The 15,743-nt window shown below is 72.4% G+C and carries 14 protein-coding genes; 2 read left to right on the top strand and 12 right to left on the bottom strand.

Translation table 11 applies throughout. The features are described 5' to 3' along the window. Nucleotides 1–62 precede the first annotated feature (62 nt). A complete protein-coding gene (locus ABCQ75_RS01370; RefSeq protein ID WP_345882647.1) occupies nucleotides 63–2,093 on the bottom strand; it encodes an ATP-dependent DNA helicase in 2,031 nt (676 codons plus the stop codon). Then, nucleotides 2,086–3,705 carry a GTPase HflX gene (gene hflX, locus ABCQ75_RS01365; protein ID WP_345882646.1) on the bottom strand — a complete coding sequence of 540 codons (1,620 nt, stop codon included), beginning with the start codon at nucleotides 3,703–3,705 and terminating at the stop codon, nucleotides 2,086–2,088. The genes ABCQ75_RS01370 and hflX overlap by 8 nt, the downstream gene beginning before the upstream one ends. 443 nt (nucleotides 3,706–4,148) lie before the next feature. Between hflX and ABCQ75_RS01360 the strand changes: the two genes are divergently transcribed. Next, entirely contained in the window at nucleotides 4,149–4,760 is a 612-nt protein-coding gene (locus tag ABCQ75_RS01360; protein WP_345882645.1) for a class I SAM-dependent methyltransferase, read from the top strand. 17 nt (nucleotides 4,761–4,777) lie between these two features. Here the strand turns inward: ABCQ75_RS01360 and dapF are convergent, their stop codons facing one another. The 6 genes from dapF to ABCQ75_RS01330 form a co-directional block, all read right to left on the bottom strand. Next, the gene (gene dapF, locus ABCQ75_RS01355) at nucleotides 4,778–5,746 is read right to left on the bottom strand and encodes a diaminopimelate epimerase (protein WP_345882644.1); all 969 of its coding nucleotides are present in this window, start codon (nucleotides 5,744–5,746) and stop codon (nucleotides 4,778–4,780) included. After that, entirely contained in the window at nucleotides 5,743–6,708 is a 966-nt protein-coding gene (gene miaA, locus ABCQ75_RS01350; protein WP_345882643.1) for a tRNA (adenosine(37)-N6)-dimethylallyltransferase MiaA, read from the bottom strand. The genes dapF and miaA overlap by 4 nt, the downstream gene beginning before the upstream one ends. Before the next feature lie 2 nt (nucleotides 6,709–6,710). Continuing rightward, the gene (gene miaB / locus ABCQ75_RS01345) at nucleotides 6,711–8,249 is read right to left on the bottom strand and encodes a tRNA (N6-isopentenyl adenosine(37)-C2)-methylthiotransferase MiaB (RefSeq protein WP_345882642.1); all 1,539 of its coding nucleotides are present in this window, start codon (nucleotides 8,247–8,249) and stop codon (nucleotides 6,711–6,713) included. Between the two features lie 20 nt (nucleotides 8,250–8,269). Further along, nucleotides 8,270–8,800 (bottom strand): regulatory protein RecX, encoded by a 531-nt coding sequence (locus ABCQ75_RS01340; protein ID WP_345882640.1) that lies wholly within the window; start codon nucleotides 8,798–8,800, stop codon nucleotides 8,270–8,272. Then, the gene (gene recA, locus ABCQ75_RS01335; RefSeq protein ID WP_345882638.1) at nucleotides 8,787–9,833 is read right to left on the bottom strand and encodes a recombinase RecA; all 1,047 of its coding nucleotides are present in this window, start codon (nucleotides 9,831–9,833) and stop codon (nucleotides 8,787–8,789) included. Before recA ends, ABCQ75_RS01340 begins: the two co-directional genes overlap by 14 nt. Before the next feature lie 214 nt (nucleotides 9,834–10,047). Continuing rightward, entirely contained in the window at nucleotides 10,048–10,269 is a 222-nt protein-coding gene (locus ABCQ75_RS01330; protein ID WP_345882637.1) for a DUF3046 domain-containing protein, read from the bottom strand. A 91-nt stretch (nucleotides 10,270–10,360) separates the two neighbouring features. Between ABCQ75_RS01330 and ABCQ75_RS01325 the strand changes: the two genes are divergently transcribed. Next, the gene (locus tag ABCQ75_RS01325; RefSeq protein WP_345882635.1) at nucleotides 10,361–10,849 is read left to right on the top strand and encodes a MarR family winged helix-turn-helix transcriptional regulator; all 489 of its coding nucleotides are present in this window, start codon (nucleotides 10,361–10,363) and stop codon (nucleotides 10,847–10,849) included. A 100-nt stretch (nucleotides 10,850–10,949) separates the two neighbouring features. On the opposite strand, the gene ABCQ75_RS01320 is transcribed toward ABCQ75_RS01325, so the two are convergent. From ABCQ75_RS01320 to ABCQ75_RS01305, 4 genes are all read right to left on the bottom strand, one after another. Then, on the bottom strand, nucleotides 10,950–11,378 hold the full coding sequence (locus ABCQ75_RS01320) for a helix-turn-helix domain-containing protein (protein WP_345882633.1): 429 nt from the start codon (nucleotides 11,376–11,378) through the stop codon (nucleotides 10,950–10,952). A gap of 274 nt (nucleotides 11,379–11,652) precedes the next feature. Beyond that, complete coding sequence (locus tag ABCQ75_RS01315; RefSeq protein WP_345882631.1) at nucleotides 11,653–12,144, bottom strand: CinA family protein; 492 nt, start codon at nucleotides 12,142–12,144, stop codon at nucleotides 11,653–11,655. Further along, nucleotides 12,144–12,737 carry a CDP-diacylglycerol--glycerol-3-phosphate 3-phosphatidyltransferase gene (pgsA, locus tag ABCQ75_RS01310; protein WP_427916016.1) on the bottom strand — a complete coding sequence of 198 codons (594 nt, stop codon included), beginning with the start codon at nucleotides 12,735–12,737 and terminating at the stop codon, nucleotides 12,144–12,146. Before pgsA ends, ABCQ75_RS01315 begins: the two co-directional genes overlap by 1 nt. Before the next feature lie 9 nt (nucleotides 12,738–12,746). After that, a complete protein-coding gene (locus ABCQ75_RS01305) occupies nucleotides 12,747–15,647 on the bottom strand; it encodes an FtsK/SpoIIIE family DNA translocase (RefSeq protein ID WP_345882630.1) in 2,901 nt (966 codons plus the stop codon). Nucleotides 15,648–15,743 lie beyond the last annotated feature (96 nt).

The raw sequence follows: 15,743 nt of genomic DNA, 5'->3' as shown, positions 1-15,743 counted from the left end.
CGCGCGTTCCAGGGGCGGCGACCCGCCGGTCGGCCTGAGCCGCGCTCGGTGCGGTCCGCGCGTCAGCCCGCGGCGGCGAGCCGGGCGAGCGCCTTGAGCACAGTGTCCCTCTCGGTCGTGCCCCACAGGGGCGGGAGGGCGCCGCGGAGGAATGCCCCGTAGCGCTCGGTCGCGAGCCGCGAGTCGAGCACGGCCACGACTCCCCTGTCAGCAGTCGAGCGGATGAGCCGCCCGGCGCCCTGCGCGAGGCGCACCGCGGCGTGGGTCGCGGACACCGCCATGAAACCATTGCCGCCGGCCTGCGCGACGGCCCTCGAACGCGCGGTCATGAGCGGGTCGTCCGGACGCGGGAAGGGGATCCTGTCGATGACCACGAGCCGGCACGCGTGGCCTGGGACATCGACCCCCTGCCAGAGCGACATGGTGCCGAAGAGGCAGGTGTCCGGCTCGGCCGCGAACTGCTTCACGAGCGCGCTCATCGACGACTCGCCCTGGCACAGGATGGGCACCTGGATCCGGTCCCGGAGCGCGTCCGCAGCCTCCTCCGCCGCACGGCGCGAGGAGAACAGGCACAGCGCTCCCCCGGACGAGGCCGTGAGGAGGGCCTCGAGCTCGTCGAGCGCCTCGGGGGAGACTCCCCGCCCGGGCTTGGGCAGGTGGCGGGCCACGTAGAGCATTCCCTGGCGGGGGTAGTCGAAGGGCGAGCCGACGTCGATCCCCGTCCACGAGGGGGCGCCCTGGCCGAGGAGACCGAGTCCGCCCGCCGTCGGCTCGAAGGCCGAGCCGATCGCGAGCGTCGCGCTCGTGAGCACCACGGTCCTGTCCGCGAAGAGGCCGTCGCGGAGCCGCCCGCCCACGCTGAGCGGGGCGATGTTCAGGACCGCTGGAGCGTCGTCGTCGGGGGCGGCGTAGCCGGACGCGGGGTCGAACGTCCCCGTCCGCGTGATCCACACGACCTCGCGGCTGGCCTCGGCATCGAGGATCCGCTCACAGGTGTCCACGAGCGCCGCGAGCCGGGAGCGCGCGACCTGCCGCCCGCCGTCGGATGCATTCTGCCCCTCCCCGGGCTTGGATTCGGACAGGGCCACCCTGCAGGCGTCGCGCACGAGCGCGACGTCCTGGGCCTGCTCCTCGCTGAGCCCGCGCGAGAGGAGGCCTGTCGGCGCCGTGGTGAGGGAGAGCTCGAGGCCCTGCGCGGCCGCGTGGAGGGCGTCCACGCTGATGCCCGTGTGCTTGCGCGCGCTCGAGGCCGCCGCGGAGACCATTGCAGCCGAGAGCTGGGCGCTCACGGCGCCTGTGACCCGGTCGGCGAGCTCGTGGGCCTCGTCCACCACGACCACATCGTGCTCCGGGAGCACCGCGAGGCCCTCGAACGCGTTGATGGCGAGCAGGGCATGGTTCGTCACCACGATGTCGGCCTCGGCGCCGCGCTGGCGGGCGAGCTCGCTGAAGCATTCCGCCGCGAAAGGGCACCGCTGCGCACCGAGGCATTCGAGCGCAGAGACCGAGACCTGCCGCCACGCCCGGTCGGAGACCCCGGGGACCAGCTCGTCGCGGTCCCCCGTCTCGGTGTCCTCGGCCCACTCGCGCAGGCGCTTGACCTCGCGTCCCAGCTGGGAGCTGGGCGGCGCGGCAGGATGCCCGACGGCGGTCTCCTCGCCCAGGCTGAAGAGGGCTCCGTCGGCGGGTTCGTCCGTGGGGAAGCCTCCCTCGAGCTTGTGCCGGCACAGGTAGTTCGAGCGTCCCTTCACGAGGGCGACGTCGACGGGACGGTCCAGATGCGGGGACACGGCCTCGAGGAGGCGGGGCAGGTCGCGTCCGACGATCTGGGCCTGCAGCGCGAGCGTGGCGGTGGCGACGACCGCGGGACGGTCGCTGTGCTGCGCGTGTGCGATGAGCGGAACGAGGTAGGCGAGGGACTTCCCCGTCCCGGTGCCGGCCTGGACGAGGAGGTGCTCCCCCTCCTCGATCGCCCGCGCCACCTGGCGCGCCATCTCATGCTGCCCCTCGCGCTGGGCGCCGCCCATCGCCGCGACGGCCGCGTCGAGCAGCCGCACGGCCTGCGCCTCGGGCCCGGCGTCCGCCTCAGCCATCGACAGCGAACGGGGCGAGCTCCGCCGCGAGGTCCTCGCGCACCACGACCTCGACGCGCGTGCCCTGCTCGACGTGGTCGAGGGAGCGGATCTCCGAGCTCGACTCGTGCAGCCGGTTGAGCACGTCGCCTCGGCTGTACGGGACCAGGAGGGTCAGTGCCACGTCCGGGCGCGGAATCGCGTCGCTGATGGCCTGCTTGAGCTCGGCGATGCCCTCCCCCGTGCGGGCCGAGACCACCACATGGCGCTTCTCGCGCTGCCGCAGCCGCTCGAGGACGAAGGGGTCCGCGGCGTCGGCCTTGTTGAGCACGATGATCTCCGGGACCTTGCGCGCGTCCACTTCTGCGAAGACCTCGCGGACCGCGGCGATCTGCCCCTCGGGGTCCGGGTGCGAGGCGTCGACGACGTGGAGGATGAGGTCGGCGTCGGCCACCTCCTCGAGGGTGGACCGGAATGCCTCGACGAGCTGCGTGGGCAGCGAGCGGACGAACCCGACCGTGTCCGCGAGCGTGTACGGGAGACCGTCGGCCGTCTCGGCGCGGCGGACTGTCGGGTCGAGGGTCGCGAACAGGGCGTTCTCGACCAGGACTCCGGCGTCCGTGAGCCGGTTGAGGAGCGAGGACTTGCCGGCGTTGGTGTAGCCGGCGATCGCGACCGACGGGACCTCGTTGCGCTTGCGGTTGGCCCGCTTGGTCTCGCGCGCCGGCTTCATGCCAGCGATCTCACGCCTCAGCTTGGCCATCCGGGTGCGGATGCGCCGGCGGTCCAGCTCGATCTTGGTCTCGCCGGGACCGCGGGAGCCGATGCCGCCGCCGGCTGCACCGACCCGGCCACCGGCCTGGCGGGACATCGACTCGCCCCAGCCGCGCAGGCGTGGGAGGAGGTACTCGAGCTGCGCGAGCTCCACCTGCGCCTTGCCCTCGCGGCTCTTGGCGTGCTGGGCGAAGATGTCCAGGATCAGGGCGGTCCGGTCGATCACCTTGACCTTGACCACATCCTCGAGGCCGCGCCGCTGCGACGGGGAGAGCTCGGAGTCGACCACGACCGTGTCCGCACCCGTCGCCATGACGATGTCGCGCAGCTCGAGCGCCTTGCCCGAGCCGAGGAAGGTGCCGGGGTCAGGCTTCTGGCGGCGCTGCACGACGCCGTCGAGCACCTCCGAGCCAGCCGTCTCCGCGAGTGCGGCGAGCTCGCGGAGCGAGTTCTCCGCCTCCTCGAGCGTGCCCTCCGTCCAGAGGCCCGCGAGCACGACGCGTTCGAGGCGCAGCTGCCGGTACTCGACCTCGGTGACGTCCTCGAGCTCGGTGGAGAGCCCGGCCACGCGGCGCAGTGCCCGCCGCTCATCGAGGTCGCGCTGCTCGCCGTCGTAGTCGCCGTGCTCGAACTCGAGCGCGGAGAGCGCCTGGGCCCGGCCGGACAGGCTGCGCCGCGAGCCGGCGGATCCGCCTGCGACGTCCCCGCCGGCCCCGGGCGCCTCTGCACCCTTGGCTGAGGCTGCGTCCTCGGTGGTGAGAATGCGGTCGATCACAGCGCGGATGTCGGCGGCGCTCAGGTCGCCGGACTCGGCACCGCTGTCGGACGGGACGCGCGGGCCCTGCTGGTTGTCGGTCATGGTCTCCTTAGCTGCGGGTGGGTTTCCAGAATAGTGCGGGCGCCGTTCGCCGGCAGCGTCTGGGGCAGGGGTCTGTGGAGAAGGCCCCTGGAGGGGATGGGATGTCACGGGGAAGCTCCTGGGATGGTGTTCTGTGCGCTGCCGGAATGGGCATCGGAGCGCGTGGACGTGCGGGCAGCGGCCGATCCTCGACGGTCGGGGGGCCTCGCGGCGGCGTCGCGGGCGGAAGCCGCGGCGACACGGCGGCGTCAGATGAACACGAACATGCGTTCTAGTCTACCCGACAGCCGCCCGCTCCCCCAGACGGGACACGGCTGCAGCGCCATCCGGCCGCGGCGCGGACCGCACGCATCTCCTCCACGCCTGCGGCGGGCCAGTCGCGGAAGCGGTTCCCGGACCCCGCGGGGCATGCCCTCGGGCCCGGGCCACTACGCTGGTCTCCTATGGAGCCTGCCCACTACTTCAACGCCACACCGGACGTGCCGGACGTGCGCCGGCCGCTCGCCGTCGTCCTCGAGGGGCGTGAGCTGGCCCTGCGCACCTCCGCCGGGATCTTCAGCCCCGACGGCGTCGACAAGGGCACGGCGGTACTGCTGGCGGAGGCGCCGGATCCGGCGCCCGAGGGGAACCTGCTCGACATCGGCTGCGGCTGGGGCCCGATCGCCCTCACGATGGCGATGCGCTCCCCGGGCGCGACCGTGCACGCCGTGGACGTCAACACGCGCAGCCTCGCGCTCACCCAGGAGAACGCGGCACTGCTCGGGCTCGGCAATGTCCGCGTGTCCCTTCCGGAGGACGTGGACCCGAGCCTCGGATTCGCCACGATCTGGTCCAACCCGCCCATCCGGATCGGCAAGCAGGCCCTCCACGATCTCCTCCTCCTGTGGCTGCCGCGGCTCGCACCGGGCGGCGAGGCCTGGCTTGTGGTGCAGAAGAACCTCGGCGCGGACTCCCTCGCGCCGTGGCTCGTCAAGGAGCTCGGCGACGGGTACGACGTCGAGCGGGCGGCGACGTCGAAGGGCTTCAGGCTGCTGCGGGTCGCCAGAGCGGCCTGACCGCCGCCGGGCCAGGATCAGCCGAGGGTGCCGTGGGCCACGATGGCCGCAGGGCCGGCGAGCTCCACATGCTCGCGGCCCTCGGGCCCGGGCACGAACGTGACGCCCACCGTTCCGCCGGGGACGTGGACGCTCCAGCGGTCGGTGGCGCCCGGGCCTGCCCAGTGGCGGATGGCCACGGCGGCAGCGCACGCCCCCGTCCCGCAGGACTGGGTCTCGCCCACGCCGCGCTCGTGCACACGCATCGTGATGGTCCCCGTCCCGCCAGCCACGAGCGGCTCGGCCGGGACGACGAACTCCACGTTGGTCCCGTGCGGCGGGAGGGGCTCCACGCCCGGGGCCGTGTGGAGGCCGAGGCCCGTCAGCTCCGCGGCCTCGGCGAGGGCCACGACGGTGTGCGGATTGCCCATGCTCACGCTCAGCGCCGGCCGGGGCACGTCGAGGCCCACCGCGGTCACCTGCGAGTCCGCCGCGTCCCGCTGGGCTTCGGCGGGGAAGATGAACTCCCACGGCCCCATGTCCACGGCGAACCCCTCGCCGCGTCGCTCGACCCGCTTCACCCCGGCCCGCGTGCCGATCGCGAGCACCTCTCCCGGCGCGAGCTGCACGAGGCCCTGGTCGATGAGGAAGGCGACGAACACCCGCACGCCGTTGCCGCACATCTCGGACAGTGAGCCGTCCGCGTTGCGGTAGTCCATGAACCACTCGGCCGCTGGCTCCTCGGCGAGCACGGCGCGCCCCTCGGGCAGCTCGGCGGAGCGGATGGCGCGGATGAGCCCGTCCGCGCCGAGCCCGAGGTGCCTGTCGCACAGGGCCGCGGCCTCGGCCTCGCCCAGCACGCGCTCGCCGGCGCCATCCGCGACGAGGACGAAGTCGTTCCCCGTGCCGTGGCCCTTCGCGAACGGCAGGCCGGCGAGTCCGGCGAGGACGGCGGCGCGGTGCTCGGGCGCGGTGGACGGCGTGGACGTCGCGGCAGGAGAGGTCATGCGTCCAGCGTACCGGCCGCCCGCCCGGCCGCCCGGCGCTGGGCGTCGTCGGCGGCCCGCACGACGCCGAGCGCCTGCTCCGCGAGGTCCGGCGCCAAGGCGTCGAGCCAGTGGACGCGGGGGTCAGCACGGAACCAGGTGAGCTGTCGGCGCGCGAACTGCCGCGTCGCCACGATGGTCTCCTCGACGGCCTGCTCGAGCGTGGACTCGCCGTCGACCACCCTGAGGAACTGCCCGTAGCCGAGGGCCCTGGACGCCGTGCGGCCCTCCCGGAGCCCCTCCCCGGCGAGCTGGCGCACCTCCTCCAGGAGGCCGGCGTCGGCCATGCGGTGGACCCGCGCGGCGAGGCGCGCGTGGAGCGCCGCCCTGTCGAGGTCGAGGCCGATCTGTACCGCAGGCGCGGCGTACTGCCGCTCGGGCATGTAGGAGCTGAAGGGCCGTCCGGTCAGCTCGTGGACCTCGAGGGCCCGGACCATGCGGCGCACGTCCCCGAGCCGACCCGCCGAGACGGGATCCACAGCGTGCAGCCTCTCCCGCAGTGCCTCCAGGCCGTCCCGCTCGGCCTCCGTCTCGATCCTCGCGCGCACGGCCGGATCCGTGCCGGGGAACTCGAGGACGTCGAGCACGGCCCGGACGTACAGGCCCGAGCCGCCCACGAGGACCGCGCGCCGCCCGCGCGCGTGGATGTCCGCGACAGTCTCCCGGGCGAGGGTCTGGAACGCCGAGACGCTGGCCTCCTCGCGGACGTGCAGGATGTCCAGGAGGTGGTGCGGGACACCGCGCCGCTCGGGGTCGGTGATCTTCGCCGTGCCGATGTCCATGCCGCGGTAGAACTGGAGCGCGTCGGCGTTGACCACCTCGCCGCCGAGGGCGAGCGCGAGGTCGACCGCGAGGTCCGACTTCCCGGAACCGGTCGGCCCCACGACCGCGATCACCGGCGGCAGGGCCTCAGAGTCCGCCACCGCTAGAGCGCGCGGACGGGCAGTGCGGGCATGCCGAGGCTCACGCCGCGGCCGCCCTTGCCGGCGGGGGCTGCCGGAGCCCCGCACGAGTCCGCCTGGGCGCGGTCCCAGGCGTCCCCGGCGCGCGAACGGCGCAGCATGTAGTCCTCGGGGCCGGCGGGGTCCGCGATCAGGTGGAAGGGTGCCGCCTCCGTCACGGGCACCGTGACCAGGTCGCCGGGGCGCGGGGCCTCGGCGCCCTCGGGGACGCTGAAGTGGACGAGCCGGTTGTCGCGGGCCCTGCCCGAAAGGCGGTGGGTCTGCTCGGCCTTGCGGCCTGACTGGGCCGTGGCCATGACCTCGAGCGTGCGGCCGAGCTGCTTCGCGTTCTCCTCGGCGGCGATGCGGTCCTGGAGGGCCACGAGCCGCTCGTAGCGCTCCTGCACCACGGCCTTGGGCAGCTGCTCCGGCAGGTCCGCGGCGGGCGTGCCGGGGCGCTGCGAGTACTGGAACGTGAAGGCGCTCGCGAAGCGGGAGCGCTCGACCACGTCGAGAGTCGCCTGGAAGTCCTCCTCAGTCTCGCCGGGGAAGCCCACGATGATGTCCGTGGTGATGGCGGCGTCCGGGATGCGGGACCGCACCCTGTCGAGGATGCCGAGGAACTTCGCGCTGCGGTAGGAGCGGCGCATCTCGCGCAGGATCCGGTCCGAGCCGGACTGGAGCGGCATGTGGAGCTGCGGCATGACGTTGGGGGTCTCCGCCATGGCCTCGATGACGTCGTCCGTGAACGCCGCAGGGTGCGGGCTCGTGAAGCGGACCCGTTCGAGGCCCTCGATGCCTCCGCACGCGCGCAGGAGCTTGCCGAACGCGAGCCGGTCGCCGAACTCGACCCCGTACGAGTTCACGTTCTGGCCAAGGAGGGTCACCTCGATCGCGCCGTCGGCCACGAGCGCCTCGATCTCGCCCAGGATCTCTCCCGGGCGACGGTCGCGCTCCTTGCCGCGCAGGCTCGGGACGATGCAGAACGTGCAGGTGTTGTTGCAGCCCACGGAGATCGAGACCCAGCCGCTGTAGGCCGAATCGCGCTTTGTGGGCAGCGTCGAGGGGAACACCTCGAGGGACTCGAGGATCTCCATCTGGGCGGACTCGTTGTGGCGCGCGCGCTCGAGCAGCGCCGGGAGGGCACCCACGTTGTGGGTGCCGAACACCGCATCGACCCAGGGGGCCTTGGCCAGGATCGTGTCCCTGTCCTTCTGGGCCAGGCAGCCTCCCACTGCGATCTGCATGCCGGGGTTGCGGTCCTTGACCGGGCGCAGCTGGCCCAGATGGCCGTACAGCCTGTTGTCCGCGTTCTCGCGGACGGCGCACGTGTTGAACACGACGACGTCCGGCTGCGCGCCGTCCTCGGCGCGCACGTAGCCGGCAGCCTCGAGCAGGCCGGACATGCGCTCCGAATCGTGGACGTTCATCTGGCAGCCGAACGTCCGCACCTCATAGCTGCGCGCCTCCCCGGTCTGGGCTTCGAGGGCGGGGAGGGAGCTGGCATCGATCGTGGAACTCACCCATCAAGGGTACCGGGCCGTCACGGGTGCCGGCTGGACTCCTCGAGGACCTGCGCAGCGAGCTGGAACGCGCGGCCGGGCGGGTGGCCTTTGCGGGCGAGCATCCCCACGAGCCGGCGGAGCTCCTTGTCCCGCGCGGCGGGGTCGTCCGGGTCGAACGCCCGCACCCGGCGCTGGACCAGACGCAGGGCAGCCGCCTCCTCCTCGTCGGCGCCGAGCTCCTCGAGGGCTGCCTCGGCCGTCTCGCCCCGGATGCCCTTGTCCGCGAGCTCACGCCGGAGCGCGGAGCGGGCGAGCGACTTGCTCTCCGCCCGGCTCCGCACCCACAGGCGTGCGAACTCCGCATCATTGACCAGGCCCACATCTTCGAACCGGTCGAGCAGCATCTGGGCCAGCTCTTCGGGAACGTTCCGCTCGCGGAGCCTGCCCTCGAGCTGGTGACGGCTCCGGGGCCCGTGGGTCAGCTGCCGCAGGAGGATTGCCCGCGCGACCGACTCGGGATCCGCGTCCGGGTCCTCCTCCGGGCGCGGGGGCCGCTCAGTCTCCCTCAACGGCCTTCAGGCGCGGCTGTCCCTCCGCCTCGCTCTGGACGCCCACGCCGAGCTTCGCCTTGATGAGCCGCTCGAGCTCGTCCGCCAGCTCGGGGTTGTCACGCAGGAACCGGCGCGAGTTCTCCATGCCCTGGCCGAGCTGGTCGCCGTCATAGGTGAACCACGAGCCTGACTTCTTGATGATCCCGTGCTCCACGCCCATGTCGATGATGCCGCCCTCGCGGGAGATGCCCTGGCCGTAGATGATGTCGAACTCGGCGAGCTTGAAGGGCGGCGCCATCTTGTTCTTGACGATCTTCGCCTTGGTGCGGTTGCCGACCGAGTCGGACCCTTCCTTGAGCGTCTGGATACGCCGCACATCGATACGGACCGAGGCGTAGAACTTGAGCGCCTTTCCACCCGTGGTGGTCTCGGGCGATCCGAAGAAGACGCCGATCTTCTCACGCAGCTGGTTGATGAAGATCGCCGTGGTCTTGGTCTGGTTGAGGCGGCCGGTGACCTTGCGCAGCGCCTGGCTCATGAGGCGTGCCTGCAGGCCGACGTGGCTGTCGCCCATCTCGCCCTCGATCTCGGCGCGCGGGACGAGTGCCGCAACCGAGTCGATGACGATGATGTCCAACGAGCCCGAGCCGACGAGCATGTCCATGATCTCGAGCGCCTGCTCACCGGTGTCCGGCTGGGCGACGAGGAGGGCATCCGTGTCGACGCCGAGCTTCGCGGCATAGTCCGGATCCAGTGCGTGCTCGGCGTCGATGAAGGCCGCGATGCCGCCATTGCGCTGGGCGTTGGCCACCGCGTGCAGCGCGACGGTCGTCTTTCCGGAGGACTCCGGGCCGTAGATCTCGATCACCCTGCCGCGCGGGAGGCCGCCGATGCCCAGCGCGACGTCGAGGGCGATCGAACCGGTGGGGATCACCTCCACAGGCGCACGCGTGTCGTCCCCCAGGCGCATGATCGAGCCCTTGCCGAACTGCTTGTCGATCTGGGCGAGTGCTGCTTCGAGGGCTTTCTCGCGCTCCGGCGAAACTGCCATGGTCCACCTCCGGGATCCGATTGTCATGGACGGAGCCCCTGTCCGGCCCCGCCGTCCCCCACGCTGCTACGCTACCGAGCTCCACCGACAGTCCAAGGCCTTGGGCGCCCTATGTGGACAAGTGCCGGCGGAGACGGGCGAGGAATGCTCTGTGCAGGAGGATACCGCCATTCCGAACACATTTTCGAATCCCCCCGCGGCGTGTCGTCGGTGATCAGTCGCGCGGGGGCCGGTCGCGGCCGAGCCTGCGCTCCTGGGGCACGTCCTGGAGGTCGCACACGGCCACCCAGACCGCGCGTGGGTGGACGCCCGCCTTCAGCGCCTCGACCGCTGTCCTGCCGCCCACCGCACTGAGCACGGCCGAGGATGCGAGGACGTGGGCGTACCCGGACCCGAACTCGTCGTCCATCAACTGCCAGAAGTCGCTGTGCCGCACGTCGTCCATTCTCCCATCGCCACTCGCCGACCGCCGCCGCTTCCCCGCGCCGCTCCCTGCCCGCGCAGCCCCGGCCCCTATCATGGGAGCCATGCCGCCCTCCCATGCCCCTGCCGCCGACCAGCGCGACACCGCGCTCCTCGAGATCGAGCAGCAGCTGGGGCTCCTCTGGCGGCGCGGCAGGGCCGCCTCGCAGGCCATGGCACGGGCCCTCCACCCCGAGCTCGATCCGGCCGGATACGGCCTGCTCGCGATCCTGCACCGCGAGGGCCCGATGCGGGTCACCGATCTCGCCGCGGCAGTGGGGGTCGGGAAGCCCACCGTGAGCCGTCAGGTCACGCTGCTCGAGGAACTCGGGCTCGTGCGCAAGGAGTCCGATCCCGAGGACCGGCGCGCGGCGCTCGTCCTCCTCAGCGAGGAGGGCCGGGCCCACGTCGACGACGTGCTCGACCGCCGCCGCGGCTTCTTCCGCGAGGCACTCGGCGCCTGGGACGAGAGCGAGGTGGCCGCCCTCGCGGGATACCTGCGCCGTCTCAACACGACCCTGGCGGAGAAGCACGCCGAACACCGGCACGCCTGATCTGCGGCGCCTGTCGCGGCACCGCGCAGCAGTGCGCACAGACACGACGACGGCGGGGCCGGGCATTGCGCCCGACCCCGCCGTCCCGGTTGGGGAGAGGTCAGCCGAGCTTGGTCAGCTCAGCGTCCAGGTCCGTCGTGGTCATGTCCTTGCCGTAGCGCTGGGAGAACTCCTGCGGGACGGTGTCAGGGATGGTGATGCCCTCGGCGACGGCCACGCGGTCGCTGACCTCGCGCAGCATCACAGAGAGGGGAACGTCCAACGCGCTGCAGATGGACGAGAGGAGCTCGGAGGAGGCTTCCTTCTGGCCGCGCTCGACCTCGCTCAGGTAGCCCAGAGAGACCCTCGCGCTGTGCGAGACTTCACGGAGCGTACGGCCCTGCCGCTGACGGACGTCCCGGAGGACGTCGCCGATCTCATGTCGCAGTACAACCATGGTGCGCTCCTTCTGCTCCTGCTTCGCGATCCCGGCCATGCCCACATCGCGCCAGCGGACTACTCCATTGACGGACACGGGCTGCTTAACCATGTGTATCGACGCACTCCTCGACTACGGGAGCCCCGCTCGAGCTCCGGTCTGACTCATCTTAGTGTTGCCCATCCGACGATGGACACTATGCACAACTCGGCCTTGTCCTCTTTTGTTCCCCGTCCCCGCGCGCGCTACGCGGATTCACAGGAGTCTCCCAGCTTCGATTCGGGTTCGGCTGGCGGGGGCCAGCCGGTCCGTCGACGGACGGGACGAGCCCGCCGGCCCCGCGGGCCCGGCGGGAGGGGGGCCCGCGGGAGAGGGGCCGCGGGCGTCAGGGGGCGGGAGCAGCGGCGTCGGCCGCCAGGACCGCATCGAGCAGGGCGGCGAGGGCCGCCTCGGTCGCGGCCGCGCGCACCTCGGCGCGGCCGCCGGCGAAGTGGTGGCCCTGCGCCGCGCAGCCGCGCGGACCCGCGACCGCGACGTACACGGTGCCCACGGGCTTGCCGTCGTGGGGCTCGGGCCCCGCGACGCCCGTGGTCGCCACAGCGTAGTCGGCCCCGAGGACCCGTTGGGCGCCGAGGGCCATCTGCCGCGCGACCTCCGGGTCGACCGAGCCCACCGAGGCCAGCAGCTCCCCGGGGACCCCGAGCACGTGCTCCTTCACCGCGCTCGCGTACGCCACGACCCCGCCGCGCAGCATTGCCGATGCGCCCGCCGTGTCCGCGAGTGCGGCGGCGACCTGTCCTGCCGTGAGGGACTCGGCCGTCCCCGCGGTCAGTGCGCGGTCCGCCATCGCGCGGACGACCCGGGCGGCGGTGGACATCAGCTGCCGCCCTTCGCCGCGGCTCGCAGCCGGACCGCCTTGACCACGTAGTCCACGCCGGTCGCGACCGTCACCGCGACGGCGGCGAGCATGACGGCGAACGCCACGGCGGGCACGGCCGGGGCCACGTCGCGCAGCGGCAGGAGGTACAGCCCGAGCCCGACGGTCTGCAGGACGGTCTTGAGCTTGCCCCCGGGAGAGGCAGGCATGACCCCGTAGCGGATCACGACGAAGCGCAGGGCCGTGATCCCCCACTCGCGCACGAGGATCACGATCGTGATCCACCACGGGAGCTCGCCCACGGCGGAGAGGAGCACGAGCGCGGAGCCGGTCAGGAGCTTGTCAGCGATGGGGTCCGCGATCTTGCCGAAGTCGGTGATGAGGTTCCGCCGGCGCGCGATCTGCCCGTCGAGGTGGTCGGTGTACATCGCCACGGCGAACGCGAGCACCGCGAGCCAGCGGAGGAGCCCCTGCTGGGATGCGTCCGCGAGCATCAGCCACACGAACACCGGAACGAGGGCGATCCGGAACATCGTGAGCATGTTGGGCAGGTTCCAGAGCTGGCCCGGCGGAGCCGGCGGCGGGGAGGTCACCGGTTCAGCCTAGCGTCCGGTGAGCTGCCAGGCGTCCTCGCTGCCGTCCTCCCCGTCGGACCCGTCGTGGTAGTCGACGGCCTGGGAGCGCGCATCGAGGTCAGCCGCGACCCGGTCCTCCGCATACGGCGAGGACTCCTCGTACTCGCCCGTGCGGTGGTTGGCGCTCGCGTTGTCGGCGAGCGCCGCGGCAGTGCGGGCTTCGGCTGGGCCTGTGCCGGCGTCCGACGACGGTGCCTCCTGACCGCGGAGGGCGGCGAGGACGGCAGGGAGGTCGTCCGGCTTCACGAGGACGTCGCGGGCCTTGGAGCCCTCGGACGGGCCCACGACCCCGCGCGACTCGAGGAGGTCCATGAGGCGGCCGGCCTTCGCGAATCCCACTCGGAGCTTGCGCTGGAGCATGGAGGTCGAGCCGAACTGGGTCGTGACGACGAGCTCGGTCGCCTGCACCAGGACCTCGAGGTCGTCCCCGATCTCCTCGTCGATCTGCTTCTTCTCGGGCTCCGCGGCGACGTCGTCCCGGTACGTCACGGAGAGCTGGCCCTTGACGTGCTCGACGACCTTGTGGATCTCGGACTCCGAGACCCAGGCGCCCTGGACGCGCATGGGCTTCGAGGCACCCATCGGGAGGAACAGGGCGTCGCCCTGGCCGATGAGCTTCTCGGCGCCGGGCTGGTCCAGGACGACGCGGGAGTCCGTGACGGAGGAGGTGGCGAAGGCCATGCGCGAGGGCACGTTGGCCTTGATGAGGCCCGTGACCACGTCCACGCTCGGGCGCTGCGTGGCCAGGACGAGGTGGATGCCGGCCGCGCGGGCGAGCTGGGTGATGCGCACAATCGAGTCCTCGACGTCCCGCGGGGCGACCATCATGAGGTCCGCGAGCTCGTCGACGATCACGAGGAGGTAGGGGTACGGGCGCACCTTGCGCTCCGAGCCTGCCGGCGGGATCACCTTCCCGGCCCGGACCGCCTTGTTGAAGTCGTCGATGTGCTTGAAGCCGTAGTTCGCGAGGTCGTCGTAGCGGGCGTCCATCTCCCGCACGACCCACTGGAGCGCCTCGGCGGCCTTCTTGGGGCTCGTGATGATCGGCGTGATCAGGTGCGGGACACCCTCGTAGGCGGTGAGCTCGACGCGCTTGGGGTCCACCATGACCATGCGGACCTCGTCCGGGGTCGCGCGCATGAGGATCGAGGTGATCATCGAGTTCACGAACGAGGACTTGCCGGCCCCGGTCGCGCCGGCCACGAGCATGTGCGGCATCTTGGCGAGGTTGGCGACGACGAAGCCGCCCTCCACGTCCTTGCCCACGCCCATGACCATCGGGTGCTCGGTGCGGCGGGCGTTGTTGCTGCGCAGGACGTCGCCGAGGGAGACTGTCTCGCGGTCCATGTTGGGGATCTCGATGCCGATCGCACTCTTGCCGGGGATGGGGCTGAGGATGCGCACGTCCGAGCTCGCGACGGCGTAGGCGATGTTCTTGCTCAGGGCCGTGACCTTCTCGACCTTGGTCCCGGGCGCGAGCTCGATCTCGTAGCGCGTGACCGTGGGACCGCGCGAGAAGCCGGTGACCTCGGCGTCGACGTTGAACTGCTGGAGCGTGTTGGTCAAGGCCGCCACGACGGCGTCGTTCGCCTCGGTGCGCTCCTTGGGCGCGGTGCCCTGGACGAGGAAGTCCGACTGCGGGAGCGTGTAGGCGACATCGCCGGCCAGCTGGAGCTGCTCGGTGCGCTGCGGGATCGGGGCCGGCGGAGGCGTGGGAGCGACCGGCGTCGACGGCACGTGGGGTGCGGCGGCCCCGCCGGCGCCGGGAAGGCCGACCGTCGGGATGGCCTCGGTGGCGCCCTCGGGTGCCTTGGTGCCGACGCGGCCCTGCTGGGCGGCGCGGATCTTCTCGATGGCGGCCTCGGCCTGGGAGCGGCCGGCCGCGCGCTCGTCCGGGGCTGCCGGCGCGGCGTCCGGATCGATGGTGTCCACGACCGCCTGCTCGTACGGCTCGTCGCCCGCGTACCCCTCGGACGCGTCGGACTCGTCCGCGCCTCCGCGGCCGAGGAGGCCCTTGCGGCCCTTCTTCCGGCGTTCCTTGGCGGCCTCGCGGGCCCGGCGCTCGGAGTCCTCGAGGTAGCTGCGGTCATGAGCGCCTCCGCCGCCCTCACGGTCATCGGGGTGCAGGTCCACCCCCATAAGGTGCTCCCAGGCTCCCCGCATGCGCCGCGGGATGGTGGCGAACGGCGTCGCCGTCACGATGAGCAGCGAGACGAAGGCGAGCGCGCCGTAGACGAGCACGGGCACCGCGGGGTGGATCTCGGCCAGCGGCGAGGCCGCGAGGAACCCGAGCATGCCGCCGGCGGCACGGAGCCCCTCGAAGCCGGCCGAGGCGGCCGGGAGGCCGCCGGCCACGTGGGCGATTCCGGTGCCGGCGAAGGCCATGACGAGGAAGCCGATGCCCACCCGGTTGTTGCCGCGGTGGTCCTGCGGCCTGCGGAACAGCCGGAAGGCGCACACTCCGAGCATGAGCGGCAGGAGGAGCGAGATCCAGCCGAACGTGCCGTTGACCACCGCGTAGACGGCGTCCGGGAACCAGCCCTGCCAGCCCCACCAGGCGAACGTCGCAATGAAGACCGCGAGGGCGAGGTTGAACAGCCCTGCCCCGTCGCGGCGCTCGTCGGCCGGGATGTGGCTCACGTCCGTCCCGATCCGCCGCACGCCGCCGCCGACCGCGTGCGCCAGCGCCAGCCAGACGCCGCTGAGGACCCGTGCGGGCCAGGGCTGCCCGGAGTCCGTGCTCGTCACGCCCGAGCGGGTCGTGGACGTGCCCTTGCTGCGTGCTGCCGTACCGCCGGACCGGGGAGAACGGGCCGGCTTTCCGGTCCTGCTGCTGGACTGAGGCGCGGAGGAGGTACGAGTCGCCATATTCGCTACCGTACCGCGAAGGGCCGCCCCCCCCCGGCATATAAACCGGGGCGGCGGCCCAACGGCCCGCCCCCCGGGCCCCGCCCGGCAGCCCAC

The sequence above is a fragment of the Sinomonas halotolerans genome (genome assembly GCF_039615075.1).
Taxonomy (GTDB): domain Bacteria; phylum Actinomycetota; class Actinomycetes; order Actinomycetales; family Micrococcaceae; genus Sinomonas; species Sinomonas halotolerans.
This window is presented reverse-complemented; position numbering and strand designations above follow the sequence as displayed.

Bases quoted from the DNA above. Each gene is read 5' to 3' on its own strand.
- ABCQ75_RS01370 (WP_345882647.1), bottom strand. From the start codon at position 2,093: ATGGCTGAGGCGGACGCCGGGCCCGAGGCGCAGGCCGTGCGGCTGCTC.
- hflX (WP_345882646.1), bottom strand. From the start codon at position 3,705: ATGACCGACAACCAGCAGGGCCCGCGCGTCCCGTCCGACAGCGGTGCC.
- ABCQ75_RS01360 (WP_345882645.1), top strand. From the start codon at position 4,149: ATGGAGCCTGCCCACTACTTCAACGCCACACCGGACGTGCCGGACGTG.
- dapF (WP_345882644.1), bottom strand. From the start codon at position 5,746: ATGACCTCTCCTGCCGCGACGTCCACGCCGTCCACCGCGCCCGAGCAC.
- recA (WP_345882638.1), bottom strand. From the start codon at position 9,833: ATGGCAGTTTCGCCGGAGCGCGAGAAAGCCCTCGAAGCAGCACTCGCC.
- ABCQ75_RS01325 (WP_345882635.1), top strand. From the start codon at position 10,361: ATGCCGCCCTCCCATGCCCCTGCCGCCGACCAGCGCGACACCGCGCTC.
- ABCQ75_RS01320 (WP_345882633.1), bottom strand. From the start codon at position 11,378: ATGGTTAAGCAGCCCGTGTCCGTCAATGGAGTAGTCCGCTGGCGCGAT.
- ABCQ75_RS01315 (WP_345882631.1), bottom strand. From the start codon at position 12,144: ATGTCCACCGCCGCCCGGGTCGTCCGCGCGATGGCGGACCGCGCACTG.
- ABCQ75_RS01305 (WP_345882630.1), bottom strand. From the start codon at position 15,647: ATGGCGACTCGTACCTCCTCCGCGCCTCAGTCCAGCAGCAGGACCGGA.